This is a genomic window from Aliiglaciecola sp. NS0011-25 (genome assembly GCF_040370605.1).
GTDB classification, from domain to species: Bacteria; Pseudomonadota; Gammaproteobacteria; order Enterobacterales; family Alteromonadaceae; genus Aliiglaciecola; species Aliiglaciecola lipolytica_A.
Genome location: NZ_BAABWR010000027.1, coordinates 15,446 through 31,533, shown reverse-complemented (window position 1 = coordinate 31,533; position 16,088 = coordinate 15,446). Strand labels below are relative to the sequence as shown.

Here is a 16,088-nt window from a genome sequence, read left to right as displayed (position 1 = left end):
CCTTATTTAATCAGTCTTAAAATTGATGATATTAAAAATCACTTTACGTAATCCTGAGCCCGACGCTTTATTTTCTACAACACCCAATCCTATGGCATTTAAATACTGAGCCTCAATTCCTTGCTCAACTAAAAATTGCCGAGCTGCTAATGCCCGTTTTCGACTTAAAGACTGATTAAATTGCATGGAGCCAGTTGAATCACTTGCGCCCATAATAATCAAGCCTACATTTAACTCCAATTTTTTAGACAATTCAATCGCCGCTTTAAGGTAACTCGCTAGGGCAGCCAATTGCTCTTGTGCCTTTTCGTTGAGTTCACTTTGGCCTTGTTCAAATTCAACCTGGGTACTGTCTATTTTTGCCCTATTGATTTCGAAAAGTGCCAAGAGTATTTCTGGGCTATCATCATTGATTGTAGCCAATTCTTCGGCGCTGATCCCAGAAATTAACTCTTCCGCATAAGTTAAACCTGGAATGGCATGTATTTCTCTGGCTAACGCTAAGCGCTGAACGTTTGGCAGTACACCGCTTAAAACAGGTACAGAAGATTGCCAATCAACGCTTATTTGTGGGTATCGGTCTAATAACTTTTTAAGTCTAGCCTTAACCAATGGTGCTTCTAGGGATAAATATTGTTTTTCAATTACTTGTACACTGCTGGTATCGATTTGCTTTTCAGACATCCATTGCCTTACGGTTATGGCCTCGGGGTCACGTAAGATTGACAGCTTGATATCCTGCCATCCTGCTTGTTCTAATTTACTTATGACGATACCCGGTTGTTTACCGATTTGCGAAACGTTTTCTAGTAGTTGAGTGTGTTGGTAATTGTTAAATCCTAAATAGCCTAATCCGATGAAAATGAGTAACAGCAAACCAATGGCGAGAATCGGTTTTCTTTTTCGTTTTTTTATTGCTTCCGGGCGCATCTCCGCAACCAAACAATCTCGAAGTTGTTGGGAGGTGGGTTCAAACGCAATTGTATCGCCATTGAAATTAGCAATTTCTTTGGCATAGAGCTTATGAATATACTCATTGGTAATTTCAAATTTGGTAGATATATCTTGTGGGATATTACCCGTAACAGCAGCGACCAAAAGCAACTTTGGCCCGCGCTTTATCAGCAACGAAAAATCTTCGGTTTTTATAACCTCTAGATTTTGTTCTGTGGATTCTTGTTGTGAATTAAATGAATCAGATACAAAGTCATTTATTGCCGTCAGCATTGCTGAAACAAGATCTCCATCGGCAGATTCATTAACCGATTGAGATACCGAATTAAGTAAAATCCCAGTTTCCCTGTGGATTAACAAAACTTGCTCAACTTTAAATACGAAAGTTTGACTCGCCACATATTGAGAAAAGCTTACGCCTGATTGCCACGCTTTAAAGCGCCAGGCCATCCCTTTAAACGTCAGGCTATTTTCAATTAATACATTGGTTTTTTCTAAAAATTCACTTAGAAATGAGGTGACAGATTTGCGAACTAAGCGACCTACCAGTGGGTATAAATAACCAACAAATTGTTCACTCTGTTCTTTGACTGATTTTTCCACTGACTGCTGCACGACGGGAGTCAGCACGTTGGTGAATTCGTCATTGCGTTTTTGCCGATCGTGAATCGCTTCAATCAAAACCTCGCCGACAATTTCACGCGCATTGTCTTTGAGGACTTGTTTAATTTGTTCTCGATTTTTCCCCAATAAAAGCTCACGCAGCTGTTGCATGGCCACGTCATCTTCATGTGGTTCGCTGTTATTTGGATGGTCAGCCATAAAAATTGGCTTTAATCTTCGTCAGATTCTAAATTAACAGCCATGGTTGCAAGTAGTTTGGCCAACGTCTTCCTATCTGTTTTAGTTGAACTGAGTTCTTTGGTAACCTGATCCAACCTTTCCAACGCTTCGGCAAATCGAGCGTCATATTTCTCGGTGAGCATGGCAACTTCTTTATCAACTCGAGTATGCAGTTCATCAGTCTCTTGACGGCCATTGGTATCTGACATTTCTAATTCAGAAGATAGTTTGTCGGCATAGGCGTTAAGTTCAGAGGTTTTATCTTCGTAGACTTTGTCCACTGAATTGACTTTAAGCTGTAAATCTTCAAAGCCATTGTGCATGGATTTATTCAAGTCTTTGACGTGTTCTGCTAACTTTTGTTCAGCCTGTTGGAAGCGTTCTAACATTCGGCTTTCTAAATCTGACAACCTATGTTCAATATCTGCTTGAGCAGCACCGAACACAATTTGTCGTAAAGTAGCTAGTTCTGATGGGGTTTCACTACTGATATTGGGGGTCTCATCGACTACGGTTTTATTGTCTGACTTGTTATTCGCCACTTTCACTTCCTTCTGCTTAAACACCGATAATCAATCATAGCCCAAAAAAACAACTTTATGCACGGGAAATAATCGATGCTAATTACTTTTTCTATCCATTATTTTCGCGCCTAGTAAATCTTTAAACCGCTGATATATGGTTATTTCCGGTTAATTGGATAAACCTTATTACCGCCGCACATACTGAAACATCTCCTTTACCGCTTTCTACAATCTCTACATGAGTATCTTGTGCTTTGTTTTATCAATTTCGTTTTAAGGCGGTTTAGTGACGTAACAATATCGCCCACAAGTTTGATCGTGTTTTCTATTTTTGCGGCGATTAACTTAGGTTTGCTGCCTTTCGAAATTAAAATATTGATCTAATAACACCTGCACAATTAGAGTAAAAGTTGGCAAAAACATTAAATTCTGGGGTTAATGGCGAAGTTATGTCGATTGAAGAAAATGTTGCAACTGCAAAAGATTCGTTACAGCAAGCTGTAAATGTAGAGGCTTAATCGGCTAACGATAAGTATATGCCGCGAATGATTGAAAGCTTTAACCTTGTATAAGCAACCACCCTAAATCTGTCTACAACTGCTTATTTGTGTCATAGACTGCACTTTGCGGATTTATTTCGCTATCATATGCAAAAAAATAATAAGGACTTATGCCCAATGGAGTTGGTGATAAAGTCCGTAAAGACAGAGGAATAGTTTTGGTACAAGATCAGACAAACAATAAGTCTTCAGATGAACAAAATACGGGATGGTTTTCACGGTTTCTGGCAACAGTAGAATGGCTTGGTAATTTACTCCCGCACCCTATAACCCTATTCGCCTTACTGGCACTTTTCATTGTTATTCTCAGCGGTATTCTTGGTTATTTTGATGTTGCCGTTTTAGACCCGCGTCCGTTAGGGGCCAAAGGGCGAGATCCGGATGGATTGATTGAAGTCATTTCGTTATTTAATGCCGAAGGACTACAACGGATTGTCACGGGGTTAGTGACGAACTTTACAGGGTTTGCACCGCTAGGCACTGTGTTGGTTGCTTTACTTGGCGTATCAGTTGCAGAACATTCAGGTTTACTCTCAACGGCGATGCGAGCAATGGTAATGAATGCCTCCGAACGCATGGTTACTATTACCGTAGTATTGGCCGGTATTTTATCGAATACGGCATCTGAACTTGGCTACGTTGTGTTGATTCCACTAGCGGCAATGATTTTCCATTCCCTTGGCCGTCATCCATTAGCGGGCTTGGCCGCAGCTTTCGCAGGTGTATCTGGCGGCTACAGCGCGAATTTGTTGTTAGGCACAGTAGACCCGTTATTATCTGGTATTACTGAATCAGCAGCACATATGATTGAACCTGATTACATGGTTGGTCCAGAAGTAAACTGGTACTTTATGATTGTAAGTACCTTCGTGGTTGCCGCTATGGGGGCGTTTGTAACTGAGAAAATAGTAGAACCGAGACTAGGCAAATATGATCCTAGTGAAGCTTCGGTTGAGTTAGAAAAACAAGAAATGACAGCACCCAGTGCATTAGAAAAGAAAGGTCTTAAAATGGCCGGTCTGTCCTTTGTTATTTTATGTATTTTATTGGCGCTTACGATCGTGCCGGAAAATGGCATCTTACGACATCCTGAAACGGGACTTGTTGCCTACTCGCCATTTTTGAAAGGCATTGTGGCCTTCATTTTTATCACGTTTGCAATACCGGGTTTCGTGTACGGCAAAATCGTTGGCACCATGAAAAATGACAAAGACGTAATCAATGCGATGTCTAAAAGCATGGGGTCGATGGGTCTTTACATTACCTTAGTATTCTTTGCTGCACAGTTTGTAGCATTCTTTAAATGGACTAATCTAGGAACAGTTTTAGCGGTTAAAGGTGCATCCTTGTTAACTGTGCTTGGCTTAGATGGCCCAGAAGTGTTTATTTTATTTATATTGATGTGCGGCATAGTGAACTTGTCGTTGGGTAGTGCCTCGGCCCAGTGGGCAGTAACGGCGCCGATATTTGTACCTATGTTAATGCTAATTGGTTATTCTCCTGAAGTGATTCAAGCTGCCTATCGAATTGGTGATTCTGTCACCAATGTCATTTCGCCGATGATGAGTTACTTTGGATTGATTTTGGCCATTGCAGCCCGTTATAAAAAGGATTTGGGCATGGGGACGTTAATTGCAACAATGTTACCCTATTCAATCACCTTTTTTGTCGGTTGGACGTTACTTTTCTATGTTTGGGTATTTTGGTTAGGGATGCCTGTAGGACCAAATGTAGAAACGCTATATAATGGAGGCTGATAACCGTTAGCGGTTTGCATTGTTTAGCTTTAAGTTTTGTGCGCTAATCCAATTACGTGATTAGTGCGTAAAACTTATAAAATTGAGACCAAGTCATTAATGAAATATACAGGCAGTCCGAACTTTAAGCACAACCAGCCAGATAAAATAGGTGTATTGATAACCAACTTAGGTACACCGGAAGCGCCGACTAAGAAGGCTCTTAAAACTTATCTAAAAGAATTCTTATCCGATCCGCGAGTGGTTGAAATTCCCCGATTGTTGTGGTGGATGATTCTCAATTTAGTGATTCTAAATATTCGTCCCAAGCGCTCAGCTAAAGCCTATGCAACTGTGTGGGAAGATGAGGGCTCACCTTTGATGACCCATTCAATAAACCAAGCTGCGGCACTGAAAAAGACAATACAAGCAAAGTATGGCGAAGGAGTGATAGTTGACTTTGCTATGCGCTACGGCTCACCTAGCATCTCAGGCACGGTTGAAAAGATGATGCAACAGGGTGTACGTAAGTTAGTGGTTTTGCCTTTGTATCCGCAATATAGTGCTTCTACCTCAGCATCTACATTTGATGCCATAGCCGCAGATTTTGAAAAACGTCGTTGGATACCTGATCTGAGGTTTATTTCACAATACTGCGATCACCCTGAATACATACAAGCAGTCGCGGACAAAATCCGTCAGCATTGGCAACAACATGAACGTGCTGACAAATTAATATTTTCCTACCACGGCATTCCTGAACGTTATTTAACTAATGGTGATCCCTACTTCTGCCAGTGCCACAAGACCTCGCGCTTAATTGCTGAAAACTTAGGGTTGCAAAAAGATCAATTTCTAATTTGTTTTCAGTCTAGATTTGGTCGCGAAGAATGGTTAAAACCTTATACCGATCATACCTTGCAAAGCCTTCCAAAATCCGGTGTTGAGTCAGTCCAAATCGTCTGCCCTGGATTCTCTGTTGATTGTCTGGAAACGATAGAAGAAATTGGCGTAGAAAATCGTGACTATTTTTTAGAGGCCGGAGGAAAACGTTACGAATATATTCCTGCCCTTAATGATGATCCTGCGCACATCGATATGATGGCATCTATCATTGGCAGTAATCTTCATGGTTGGGATTTGGCAGCAGACAATTCTTCTCGAGCAAATTTAGCTAAAGCTAAGGGTGCAACAATATGAATGGTAACGCCGCAGCTTCTATTGCCGCGCCAAAAGCTTTGGTACTGGCGCAAAAGCTAGCCAATATGTCCGATACGGCGGTACGGATACCGTTTACTAAAGTAAAATTCGGCCTCGACTTTATCATTGGATTGATTCCTGGGATTGGCGACATGGTCATGTTAATCGTGGGCGCTGTGATCATTATATTGGGCAAAAGTATTGGTTTACCCGGCCCGCTAATTTTAAAAATGTTGAAGAATAGTGTTATTGATTTTGTGTTAGGTTTAGTGCCCTTTATAGGCGATATTGCAGACATTTTTTACAAATCAAATCAATCGAATGTACGAATAATGGAGCGCTGGTGGCTGAGTCAAAACAAAGCAGCTATTGATGCTCACACCCAACAAACATTGGCAAATTGGCAGGATACTAAAAATGAAGATTTATGACACCCACACAGCGCCGACACCTAGAAGAGTAAGAATATTTCTAGCCGAAAAAGGCATTGATATGGAATACGTGCAAGTGGATTTAGCAAAAGGTGAAAATATTAGCCCCGAAATGCGCTTGAAAAATCCCATCGGAAAAGTTCCTATCCTTGAATTAGACGACGGCACTTGTATTGGTGAATCTGTGGCAATTTGTCGATATTTCGAAGCATTACAACCTGAGCCTGCGTTAATGGGCACGACTCCACTACAACAGGCACAGATTGAAATGTGGCAGCGCCAAGTTGAATTCGCTTTGTTTATGCAGGTAGGTATGTGCTTTCAGCATACCACAGGCTATTTTAAAGACCGCATGACCCCTGTACCAGAATACGGGGAAGTAGCAGGGATTTCTGCGAGTAAATACCTCAATGTGCTTGAGAAACGCTTGGGGCAAAGTGAATATGTAGCTGGAGATACTTTTTCCATTGCTGATATTACCGCTATGTGTGCAATTGATTTTGCGCGAGTGGTAAAAATCAAGCTCAAAGATGACCAAGTTAACTTGCAGCGTTGGTATGACTCGGTCAGTGCTAGGCCCAGCGCCAGTGCGTAATCACTGACTTAATTTAAATTAAGCCAGAGAGACTTGTCTTGTATGGGCGTGGAATTCGACATGATTGGATTTTCTAACCTAAATATAATCCGGTTATCAATCGGAATTTGCTGCAACGCTTTTGAATGACCGGGATAGGCATAAAAATGTGTATCGAATGAACCATCTGCTAGCGCTGCTTTTAAGCCGAATTCGATACGTTCGGCTAATTGCTGATTTTGTTTAGTGACGAAAAAATAGATCGCGCTGGGGTAAACTAAAAGATGATGCGGATCGATTATTAAACTGTCGTCACCATTGCTCTCCATTTCCTCAATCACTTCAAGCAAAGAACGGGGAAAGTAGTCGACAATATTGCCTGCAACTAATTTATACATCGAACTGTGGGATATGGTCTTTTCGACTTTTAATCCGGCATTCTCTAAAACATAAACGTCCGGCCAATCGTGTCCCTGAATGGCGCTAAGCTCCGCCAGTTGAGCAAGACTCTTAATGTTTGCAAAGCTGGCTTCTTTGGTCTTATTAATTACCAATACTCTGTGCCCAATGAGCCCTTTTAAAAGAGGGATGCGTATGGCTAACGCGTTTTCTTCTCGACGAGTTGATGTGACTGTCCACATTAGGTCAATTAGCCCCGACTCGATGCTCTTGAACTGTCTTTCTTGACGCATTGCAACAGGTACGCCCTCGATTGCATAGTCACCGTATTTCACTTTGGATTTTTCGAGCGCCAACTTCAATACGCTAATAAAATAAGCGCCGTGTTTGTCTACACTATCTGTATTGTCGATATATTTGATTGGTTGCGCATTTAATGACATTGAAGTCAATGAAGAGAAAAAGAATACGACAAAGGTCAGCGGCCTAATAAAAATCATTATGCTAGGTTTGATTGGAGCCATAAACGACCTTTGTCTTTTACTTAATTTTCGTCGACCTAATAATAGTCAATTGCGCAAAAATAAGAAGGAATCAAATGCAATTCTGAACTTTTATCGCTCAATCTCGCCATCTACGGGTGATGTCTTGATACTCATCGATGCGTCTGTCTCTAAAATAAGGCCAAATTCGTTTAACTTTTTCTGTTCTTGCTAAATCTAACTCTACCATCAGGGTTTCTTCTTTGTCGCTGCTAGCTTGAGCAAGTACTTCGCCTTGAGGTCCAGTGATAAAGCTCTGTCCCCAGAACTGAATACCAGGATCACCGGCTACCGGAGATGCTTCGAATCCTGTGCGATTAGCTACAATAACAGGAACTGAATTGGCCACGGCATGAGAGCGTTGAATCGTTTGCCATGCATTAAATTGACGTTCTCTTTCGTCCGCAGTGTCGGTGTTGTCCCAGCCAATTGCGGTAGGGTAAAACAGCATATCTGCTCCTGCCATCGCCATTAATCGAGCTGCTTCTGGATACCATTGATCCCAGCAGACCAATACGCCTAGTCGACCAACACTAGTGTCAATGGGTTCAAAGCCTAAGTCTCCAGGGGTAAAATAGAATTTTTCATAAAACCCGGGATCATCTGGAATATGCATCTTGCGATACTTTCCAACCATACCCGCTTGGCGATCAAACACCACGGCAGTATTGTGATACAGACCGGAACCACGCTTTTCAAATAATGACGTAACTAAAACAATATTATGTTTAGCGGCCAACTCTGCAAAGTAATCGGTTGCAGGACCTGGAATCGTCTCTGCTAAATCAAAGTAATCGGTATTTTCTTCTTGGCAGAAATAAAGGGTACTGTGCAGCTCTTGTAACAGCACCAACTCACAACCATCAGCTGCAAGTTTGGCAACTTGCTTGGCACTTTTTTCCCAATTTTGGTTTTTGTCGTTGCTAGCAACCGCTTGTTGCACCAAGCCAACTTTTAACTTGTTTTTATTCATTTTATGCATCACATCCATAAACAGTTAAGCCATCGCTAAGGTTGTTGAGCACCTCAGGTTTTAATGTCCCCTTCGGGATCTGCATACTAATACAGTGCACACTGCCAAATTGTTGAACTAAAGGCAAACTATCTATGGGCACTATTGTGTAATCTGGATAGGCACTTGCGATTATATCCAGAGCCAGTTGATCTTCAGGTTGACGATATATAGGGCACAATACCTGATGATTTGAAATAAGGTAATTTGCATAAGATGCAGGTAAGCGCTCACCAACTTCATTGACTATATTTGGTAGGGGTAGCTCAAAAATTTCATGTTGAGGTAACAGTACTTTTAATTCATTCACAAGGGCATTTAGTCCGCTAAAATGAGTGTCCTCTGGTCGGTTAAAACAGGATTGAATTACAACACCATTGTCTTCAGTGAATCGCACTATGGTATCAATATGTCCATCTGTATCGTCGCCTTCTAAATGGCCATTTTCTAGAATGCTAACGCGACTAGCGCCCAAGTGTTTAATAAACATGGATTGATAGGCGGCAAGCGACAAATCGCCATTACGTTGTGGGTTTTGTAAACACAAAGCGGTTGACAATAAATGGCCGTGTTGATCTATTTCTAGCGCACCGCCTTCTGCTACTAACTCAACACTTTTAAGGGGCTCTTTACACAGCTTTGCCAACACATTTGCGTTAACCTTGTTGTCTAAAGATGCATCAAACTTATTGCCCCAACCATTAAAGGTAAACTCAATGGGCTGCATTTTTTTATCGTGTTGCAATGTTAAGAAACAATAATCTCTACACCAAGTATCGTTATAGTTAGTAATCACAAACATTAATTTGCAACAATTTTTGAGGAGCTCCTTAGCAGTATCTACTTCTTGCTCTCTAATCAGTAAGATCACCCCTGTATTATTTTGGGTTATGGCTTCAATGAGTTGCTTATAAGTATTTCTGACCTCTTTTAACCAAGGTTTCCAATCGGTTCTTTTGTCTGGCCACGCTAAAATAATGGCTTCTTGGGCATGCCATTCAGGCAGCAATTTAAATTCTGGATTCATGAGTTATTTGGGTAATTAGATTCTGCGGAAATTATAACCTCAACCAATAATGTAACGGTACATTTTTATCTGTAGTCAATAAAACCAGATCCGTGGTCTTTTGATTAAGCCAATGGACTTTACCAATGAGCATGTTAAGTTAACCGCAATATTATCAACTTTGGAGCAAATTATGGCGCAATGGCATGATGGAAAAATTGTGAATCGAGTTGATTGGAATGATCATTTGTTTAGTCTGCAATTTCAATGTGACCAGTTTCCTAAATTTGTGGCAGGTCAGTTTACCAAAGTGGGTCTCACTCAAGCCGATAATACAGTTCTATCTCGACCATATTCATTGGTCAACTCGCCGAACGACGAGTATTTGGAAATAATTGCAGTTCCCGTTGAACAAGGCAGTCTCTCCCCTAAATTACATGAATTAAAAATAGGGGATAGCGTGAAAGTGATGTCACCTGCAACTGGATTTTTGGTTTTAAATGAAGTGCCACAAAGCGACATATTGTTTCTGATCGCCACTGGAACGGGGATCGGCCCCTTTCTATCGATATTAGAAAGTGATGAAATTTGGACAAAGTATAAGCATGTGGTGCTGGTTTATGGTGTAAGACACAATAGCGATTTAGCCTACCAACAGAAAATTCAAAAATGGCTCGAGCTTAAGTCTACGCAGTTTCATTTTGTGCCTATTGTTAGCCGCCAGCAGTGCGCTGATGCATTGACAGGACGTATTCCTGAGTTAATTAGAAACGGTGATATACAACGAAGTTGTGGATTTGAATTTGATCCCATCACTTGTCAGGTTATGTTGTGTGGCAACCCTGAGATGATTAAAGATACGTTAGAGGTTCTTTCGGCTTTTGGTCTGAAAAAGCACCTGCGTCGTTCGCCTGGACAAATTAGTGTAGAGCGGTATTGGTAAGTTGCTCAGTATTAACGAATTGTGACGCAACAGTATATGTTTAAGGATAAAGTGAATGAAAAGACAGCCATTGAAAACCATTGGACTCTTAGCAATGTTAATTGGGTTGGGAGCTTGTCAAACTGCTAATGTAGTGACGTCTGATGACTCATTGCAAAATAAACATGAACCTAAAGTGTCTTTAAGTTGGCAATCTACTTTATTTACGCCTAGAGAAGTCGCTTCTGTCGATGATATTTTTCAGTTGACACAAAAGCAGCAAGAGGACTTCGAAGCCTATTATTTTGCCGAAAAAAACGCTCATATTGAAGGACATGAACGTCTCTACAACTATTTAGATATGATTCTGTATGGTTTTGATTACCGAGGGGATACTTATACTGCATCTGATGCCCTAACTAAGCACAGTGGTAACTGTCTTTCATTGGCGATTTTGACCACAGCATTGGCAAATTTAGTGGATTTAGACATTCGTTACCAGCGCGTAAATGCCGCGCCAATTTATCAGCGCTACCATAACGTGATGACCTTATCGTCGCACGTAAGAACCCATGTCTTTGCGCCGGAAACGGAGGTTAAGGAAAACGAAATTGTTGTTGCTAGAAAAAAAATGATAATCGATTACTTCCCAGAAAAGGGAAATGTAAGAGGTGACTTTCTGAATGAATCGCAATTCTTATCAATGTATTACCAAAATTTAGCGGGCGATAGTTTAATCGCTAAAGATTATGACCTTACCTATTCGCTGCTAGCTAAAGCAATGGAAATCAACAGTGAAGATCCAGAAACGTTAAACACGCTTGCGGTTTTATACAAAAACCTGGGTGACTTAGCGAGGGCTGAGAAAATTTATCATTACGCTTTAAATAACACCTCGGGCTCAGTCAATATTTTAAGCAACTATGCAATGCTACTAACAGAGCAAAACCGACAAGATGAACTATCACGTTTGCAGGAAAATTTATCGTCCATTGAGGATGATAATCCCTATCGTTGGTACGATATCGCTAATCGACATTTTGATAGAGATGAGCTTATCTATGCTTTGCGATATTTTAAAAGGTCGGTTAAAGCCGCTCCATACTTGCATGAAGGTTATTTCGGTTTAGCAAAAACCTACTATCAAATGGGCAAAATAGAATCAGCCAAGCAGAATATGGATACAGCGGTGGAATTAACCTTTACCCCTCAAGATAAAGTCTTATATCAGGCAAAATTGAAGGTATTAGCCATAGAAAAAAACTAGTTTCTAAAACCCGTTAATTTAACTGTTTTTTTAACAACTGGCCGTTACGTTCAATTACATCAATCAGCGGAATGAAACCCGCCGGTGTAGATAGGTTTGCAAAACCGTTTGCCATCTCCACCAAAACGTCTCCAAATTTAGATTGTCTGCTAGGCTCTGGCGCGTAATCCACAGATAAATTATCGACATTTACCCATGCGGTTGGTCCACCAGATGCAGCAAAAGCGATATCTAATTCTGAGTGTTTAACCCGTGTTGCTAACTGATATAAATGAATATTCTGGATGACTGTAGAAATGAGTACTCTTTCGTTTTCCACATTAGCCAGCAAGTCCATTAGTTTATCTTGTGCGTGAAAAACATAGATCATGATTGCCTCGATATCGGTTTGTTATCCCATTACAATCACATTTTTATCATTATCGACACCATTGGCAATGATAATTTCAAAACTAGACTTGCATTTTTGACAACCCATGGTTTGCGGTTTGTTCATGATTTTGGTTTGATGATTATCGAGGCTATTTGCGGATAAGCAAATAGGGCACAAACATTCCAATAAAGCTTCTGTTTTAAGCATGACATTTCCTTTTGTCTTGTTGGTTTTAAATTTGAATCAGAACAGAGAACCAACTGCGTGCATATTTTGACGGTATTAATTTTTGATGCAAGTGTTTTTGTTGGAATTATGTTCAACTCGGGGCAAGATAACACTCATCAGTCCAGTGAAAATCCCTTTTTACCCTCTTTTTGAAGGGTTTTCGAGGACTAGTAGCCCCATGAAACGTGATAACTTAAAATTTAATACCATTTTCAGCGAGCAAATTTAGTATGCCAATTATGGATACATTCATCGCTTTTTCCATTGCCTCCATAATAATGAGTGTGTCACCAGGCCCGCCAAAGCTGTATATATTGGCCAGAACCATGGCTGATGGACATAAATCTGGTATTGCGGCTGCCTCTGGAATGGCAATAAATTCATATGTAGTAGTTCATTCCTCTAACTTAAGGGACCAAGCTAGAGGAATGCTGAAGGTTGCGCTTAGTGGAGCTTAAGTTTAGGGCCCACAATATTGCTCACTTTGCGACTTAGTAAAACCAAAATCGCCTTTAACCAGCCGTGCACCGCAAATTGATGCATGTTGTACAGTGAAATATAAACCAGTCTTGCCAATCGTCCCTCAATAAACATACTACTACTTACTAGGCTGCCCATCAGACTACCCACGGTACTGTATTTGCTGAGGTGGACTAATGAACCATAATCCACATATTTGTAGTCTTTCATCACATTGCCGCGGACTATGCCAATGATATTGGCTGCGACTGTATTGGCCATTTGATGGGCTGATTGTGCTCTAGGTGGTACCCATTTGCCGTTGTCCTGCATAAAGCCACAGCAGTCGCCTAGAACAAAAATGGTTTCACAGGTTGTGCTTTGCAAATGTTTATTAACTAAGATTTGTTGCGCTCTGTTGGTCTCGAATACACCTAACTGTTGAATGAAATCGGGGGCTTTTACACCTGCCGCCCAAACCAGCAGATCAGCTTCAATTGGCTTGTCGTCTGAGGTGATGAATGCGCCTTTCCTAGCACTTGAAATTCGTGTATTTTCCAACACATCGACACCCAGCTTTGTTAGTGCGATACGAGCTGAGGTGGCAATACGTTCTGGTAGAGCAGGCAAGATACTTTCACCGGCTTCAATAATACTTATTTTTAATCGTGATGCTGACATTTCAGGCATACCATAATTTTTAGCTAAATTTGCCACATGATGTAATTCGGCAGCTAATTCAGTACCTGTTGCACCGCCTCCAACAATGGCAATACTCAACTTTGCTGAATCAGACTTTTCTTGATTAATTCGTAAAAGCTGATTTAACAGTGCTTTATGGAAACGTTCCGCTTGAGATAGAGAATCTAAGAAGAAACTGTGCTCGGCAACACCTGGGGTGCCAAAATCATTACTAACGCTACCAACGGCTAGCACTAAATAGTCGTAGTTGATGGTTCGTTCTTTTAGCAATAACTCACCAGCATCGTCATACAAGGGGTCAAGATAAATAGTTTTATTCTCAGCATTCACGTTACTCATTGTGCCTAACTGAAAATGATAGCCAAATCGAGCTGCATGCATTCGGTAATCCACACCATCTGAGTTTTTATCAATCACTCCAGCGGCCACCTCATGCAACAAGGGTTTCCATAGGTGTGTTTGGTTTCGATCAACCAAGGTGATGTGGGCTAATCCTTTCTTGCCTAACTTTTTACTTAACTTACTGACAAGTTCGAGTCCGCCGGCGCCTCCGCCAACAATGACAATTCTTAACATATTGATTCCTAAATAGTATTTTGAAATTGGTGGCAAACAAAAAAGACGGTATTGAAGTCAGAAGAAGAGCGCCAAAGCGTGACATGAATGAGCTGATTACCGGAAAAATGCCTTACCTGAATCATGCCAAATAAAGCGTAAAAAGTCTATGTATTATCCTTCAGATCAGATGATCTCTGGCGGTCTAAGAGCACGGGGCCAGGACCTTCAATGGCGAGGTTATCTTGGGGGTTATATATAGGGCAAGATTTCATCGATAAGCAGCCGCAGCCGATACAGCCGTCTAACGAATCTTTTAGTTTTATCATGCTTTGAATGCGCGCTTCTAACTGTTGTTGCCAATTCCGAGATAGCTTGGCCCAATCTTGTTTTGTCGGCGTTCTTGACTGAGGTAAGGTTGCAAAAGTGAGTTTAATGTCTTGTAGACTGATGCCTATTTTTTGGGCGGCTTTTATCACCGAGACTCGTCTTAAAACATCCGCTTTATAACGTCGTTGATTTCCTGAATTACGCCAACTTTGAATGAGACCCTTTTGTTCGTAGAAATGCAGCGTTGATACTTTTACACCGCAGCGTTTGGCCACAAACCCAACGCTTAGCTCTCTTTCGGCCATGATGATTCCTTTTGTCGTTTTTTAAAGAATATGAAAAAAAGTCCTTTACCTCAAGTTAACTTGAGGATTTATTCTGTGCTCATAGACAACAAAACATATAACTTTGGAGAGCATCATGCAGACACCTCAAGAAAATCAATTACCAACAAAACAACAGCAAACTCGAAAACTATTACAGTTCAAACCTTGTATAGCCAAAACATCAACTATTCGTTTAGACAATTTTTTAAGTTTGTTTAATAACACAATGAAATTAAAGTGAGGTATGCAAATGATCCGTTTAGAACATATCAATATTGTCGTCAAAGACATGCAAGAAACATTAAATTTTTATCAAGCCGCGTTTCCACACTGGTCTATTCGCCACCAAGGCAATGCTAATTGGTATGGAACCCAAAGAAATTGGCTACATTTGGGCGATGAATATAACTATCTTACGTTCAACGACAATGGAAGCGGTGAAAATAGGGACTTAAAAGGTAGTCAATTAGGGCTGGCCCATATGGCGTTTGAGGTAAGGGATATTTCGGCACTTTTAACTCGAATGCAAAGTGCTGGTTTCGAACCCCACAACCTAGGCGCTAAAAATCAATTTAGAAAAAACATGTATTTTATTGATCCGAGCGGCTTTGAAATAGAATTTGTCGAATATCTATCAGACATACCCAGTCAAAGGAATAACGCCGACGATTAACTAAGTGGAAAAGTTCGCTGGCATAGGTTGATGGATGTGACACGGGGGCTAACCCCCTTATCACTTTAATCTTGGTACACTTCTAATGGTAAGTTGTCAGGATCGGCGAAAAAGGTAAACTCCCGGTTTGTATATTCATCTATTCGAATCGGCTCGGGAATAATACCTTTGGTCCGCAAATAATCGCAAAAATCACTTACCGAATCGACTTTAAAAGCCAAATGTCTGAGTCCCTGAGCTTCCGGTCTAGAGGGCCGTTGAGGGGCTCCGGGAAATGAAAACAGTTCGATTTGGCTGCCATCAGGAAGTGCTAAGTCGAGTTTGTATGAGTCTCGCTGAGCACGGTAATTTTCTGCAACTATTTGAAATCCTAAAATGTCAGTATAAAAGGCTTTAGAATGCGCATAGTTGCTACAAATAATTGCCACATGATGAAAGCCTTTTAATTTAGTCATACTCGTCTCTGAATAAG

General features: G+C 40.9%; 17 protein-coding genes. 7 read left to right on the top strand and 10 right to left on the bottom strand.

Going from position 1 to position 16,088, the window contains the following annotated elements:
* Positions 1-6 precede the first annotated feature (6 nt).
* Together ABWV72_RS19030 and ABWV72_RS19025 are read right to left on the bottom strand one after the other, a co-directional pair.
* Positions 7-1,776, bottom strand: a complete 1,770-nt coding sequence (locus ABWV72_RS19030; protein ID WP_353372412.1) for an OmpA family protein — start codon at positions 1,774-1,776, stop codon at positions 7-9.
* 11 nt (positions 1,777-1,787) lie between these two features.
* Positions 1,788-2,339, bottom strand: a complete 552-nt coding sequence (locus ABWV72_RS19025; RefSeq protein WP_216049777.1) for a hypothetical protein — start codon at positions 2,337-2,339, stop codon at positions 1,788-1,790.
* 652 nt (positions 2,340-2,991) lie between these two features.
* On the opposite strand from ABWV72_RS19025, the gene ABWV72_RS19020 reads away from it, so the two are divergent.
* From ABWV72_RS19020 to ABWV72_RS19005, 4 genes are all read left to right on the top strand, one after another.
* Complete coding sequence (locus tag ABWV72_RS19020) at positions 2,992-4,638, top strand: AbgT family transporter (RefSeq protein ID WP_436792309.1); 1,647 nt, start codon at positions 2,992-2,994, stop codon at positions 4,636-4,638.
* Positions 4,639-4,737: 99 nt separating this feature from the next.
* Positions 4,738-5,817, top strand: a complete 1,080-nt coding sequence (gene hemH / locus ABWV72_RS19015) for a ferrochelatase (protein WP_353372410.1) — start codon at positions 4,738-4,740, stop codon at positions 5,815-5,817.
* Positions 5,814-6,248 (top strand): DUF4112 domain-containing protein, encoded by a 435-nt coding sequence (locus ABWV72_RS19010; RefSeq protein ID WP_216049779.1) that lies wholly within the window; start codon positions 5,814-5,816, stop codon positions 6,246-6,248. The genes hemH and ABWV72_RS19010 overlap by 4 nt, the downstream gene beginning before the upstream one ends.
* Positions 6,235-6,843, top strand: a complete 609-nt coding sequence (locus ABWV72_RS19005) for a glutathione S-transferase family protein (RefSeq protein ID WP_342806698.1) — start codon at positions 6,235-6,237, stop codon at positions 6,841-6,843. The genes ABWV72_RS19010 and ABWV72_RS19005 overlap by 14 nt, the downstream gene beginning before the upstream one ends.
* Before the next feature lie 8 nt (positions 6,844-6,851).
* Here the strand turns inward: ABWV72_RS19005 and ABWV72_RS19000 are convergent, their stop codons facing one another.
* From ABWV72_RS19000 to ABWV72_RS18990, 3 genes are all read right to left on the bottom strand, one after another.
* Positions 6,852-7,745, bottom strand: a complete 894-nt coding sequence (locus tag ABWV72_RS19000) for a transporter substrate-binding domain-containing protein (protein WP_353372407.1) — start codon at positions 7,743-7,745, stop codon at positions 6,852-6,854.
* Positions 7,746-7,842: 97 nt separating this feature from the next.
* Entirely contained in the window at positions 7,843-8,736 is an 894-nt protein-coding gene (locus ABWV72_RS18995; protein ID WP_216049782.1) for a carbon-nitrogen hydrolase, read from the bottom strand.
* Between the two features lies 1 nt (position 8,737).
* Complete coding sequence (locus ABWV72_RS18990) at positions 8,738-9,802, bottom strand: agmatine deiminase family protein (protein WP_353372405.1); 1,065 nt, start codon at positions 9,800-9,802, stop codon at positions 8,738-8,740.
* A gap of 172 nt (positions 9,803-9,974) precedes the next feature.
* Here ABWV72_RS18990 and ABWV72_RS18985 point away from each other — a divergent pair, with 172 nt between their 5' ends.
* Positions 9,975-10,724 (top strand): ferredoxin--NADP reductase, encoded by a 750-nt coding sequence (locus ABWV72_RS18985; protein ID WP_216049784.1) that lies wholly within the window; start codon positions 9,975-9,977, stop codon positions 10,722-10,724.
* A gap of 55 nt (positions 10,725-10,779) precedes the next feature.
* Positions 10,780-11,970 carry a tetratricopeptide repeat protein gene (locus ABWV72_RS18980; RefSeq protein ID WP_353372402.1) on the top strand — a complete coding sequence of 397 codons (1,191 nt, stop codon included), beginning with the start codon at positions 10,780-10,782 and terminating at the stop codon, positions 11,968-11,970.
* Positions 11,971-11,983: 13 nt separating this feature from the next.
* On the opposite strand, the gene ABWV72_RS18975 is transcribed toward ABWV72_RS18980, so the two are convergent.
* From ABWV72_RS18975 to soxR, 4 genes are all read right to left on the bottom strand, one after another.
* Positions 11,984-12,340, bottom strand: a complete 357-nt coding sequence (locus ABWV72_RS18975) for a hypothetical protein (protein ID WP_216049786.1) — start codon at positions 12,338-12,340, stop codon at positions 11,984-11,986.
* A gap of 21 nt (positions 12,341-12,361) precedes the next feature.
* Positions 12,362-12,550, bottom strand: a complete 189-nt coding sequence (locus ABWV72_RS18970; protein ID WP_216049787.1) for a hypothetical protein — start codon at positions 12,548-12,550, stop codon at positions 12,362-12,364.
* Between the two features lie 465 nt (positions 12,551-13,015).
* The gene (locus ABWV72_RS18965; protein ID WP_353372400.1) at positions 13,016-14,308 is read right to left on the bottom strand and encodes an NAD(P)/FAD-dependent oxidoreductase; all 1,293 of its coding nucleotides are present in this window, start codon (positions 14,306-14,308) and stop codon (positions 13,016-13,018) included.
* 146 nt (positions 14,309-14,454) lie between these two features.
* A complete protein-coding gene (gene soxR, locus ABWV72_RS18960) occupies positions 14,455-14,922 on the bottom strand; it encodes a redox-sensitive transcriptional activator SoxR (RefSeq protein ID WP_216049790.1) in 468 nt (155 codons plus the stop codon).
* Positions 14,923-15,193: 271 nt separating this feature from the next.
* Here soxR and ABWV72_RS18955 point away from each other — a divergent pair, with 271 nt between their 5' ends.
* Positions 15,194-15,616 carry a VOC family protein gene (locus ABWV72_RS18955; protein WP_216049791.1) on the top strand — a complete coding sequence of 141 codons (423 nt, stop codon included), beginning with the start codon at positions 15,194-15,196 and terminating at the stop codon, positions 15,614-15,616.
* Between the two features lie 65 nt (positions 15,617-15,681).
* Here ABWV72_RS18955 and gloA2 read toward each other — a convergent pair whose 3' ends face one another.
* Positions 15,682-16,071, bottom strand: coding sequence for an SMU1112c/YaeR family gloxylase I-like metalloprotein (gloA2, locus tag ABWV72_RS18950; RefSeq protein ID WP_216049792.1), 390 nt, complete (start codon positions 16,069-16,071; stop codon positions 15,682-15,684).
* Between the last annotated feature and the right edge of the window lie 17 nt (positions 16,072-16,088).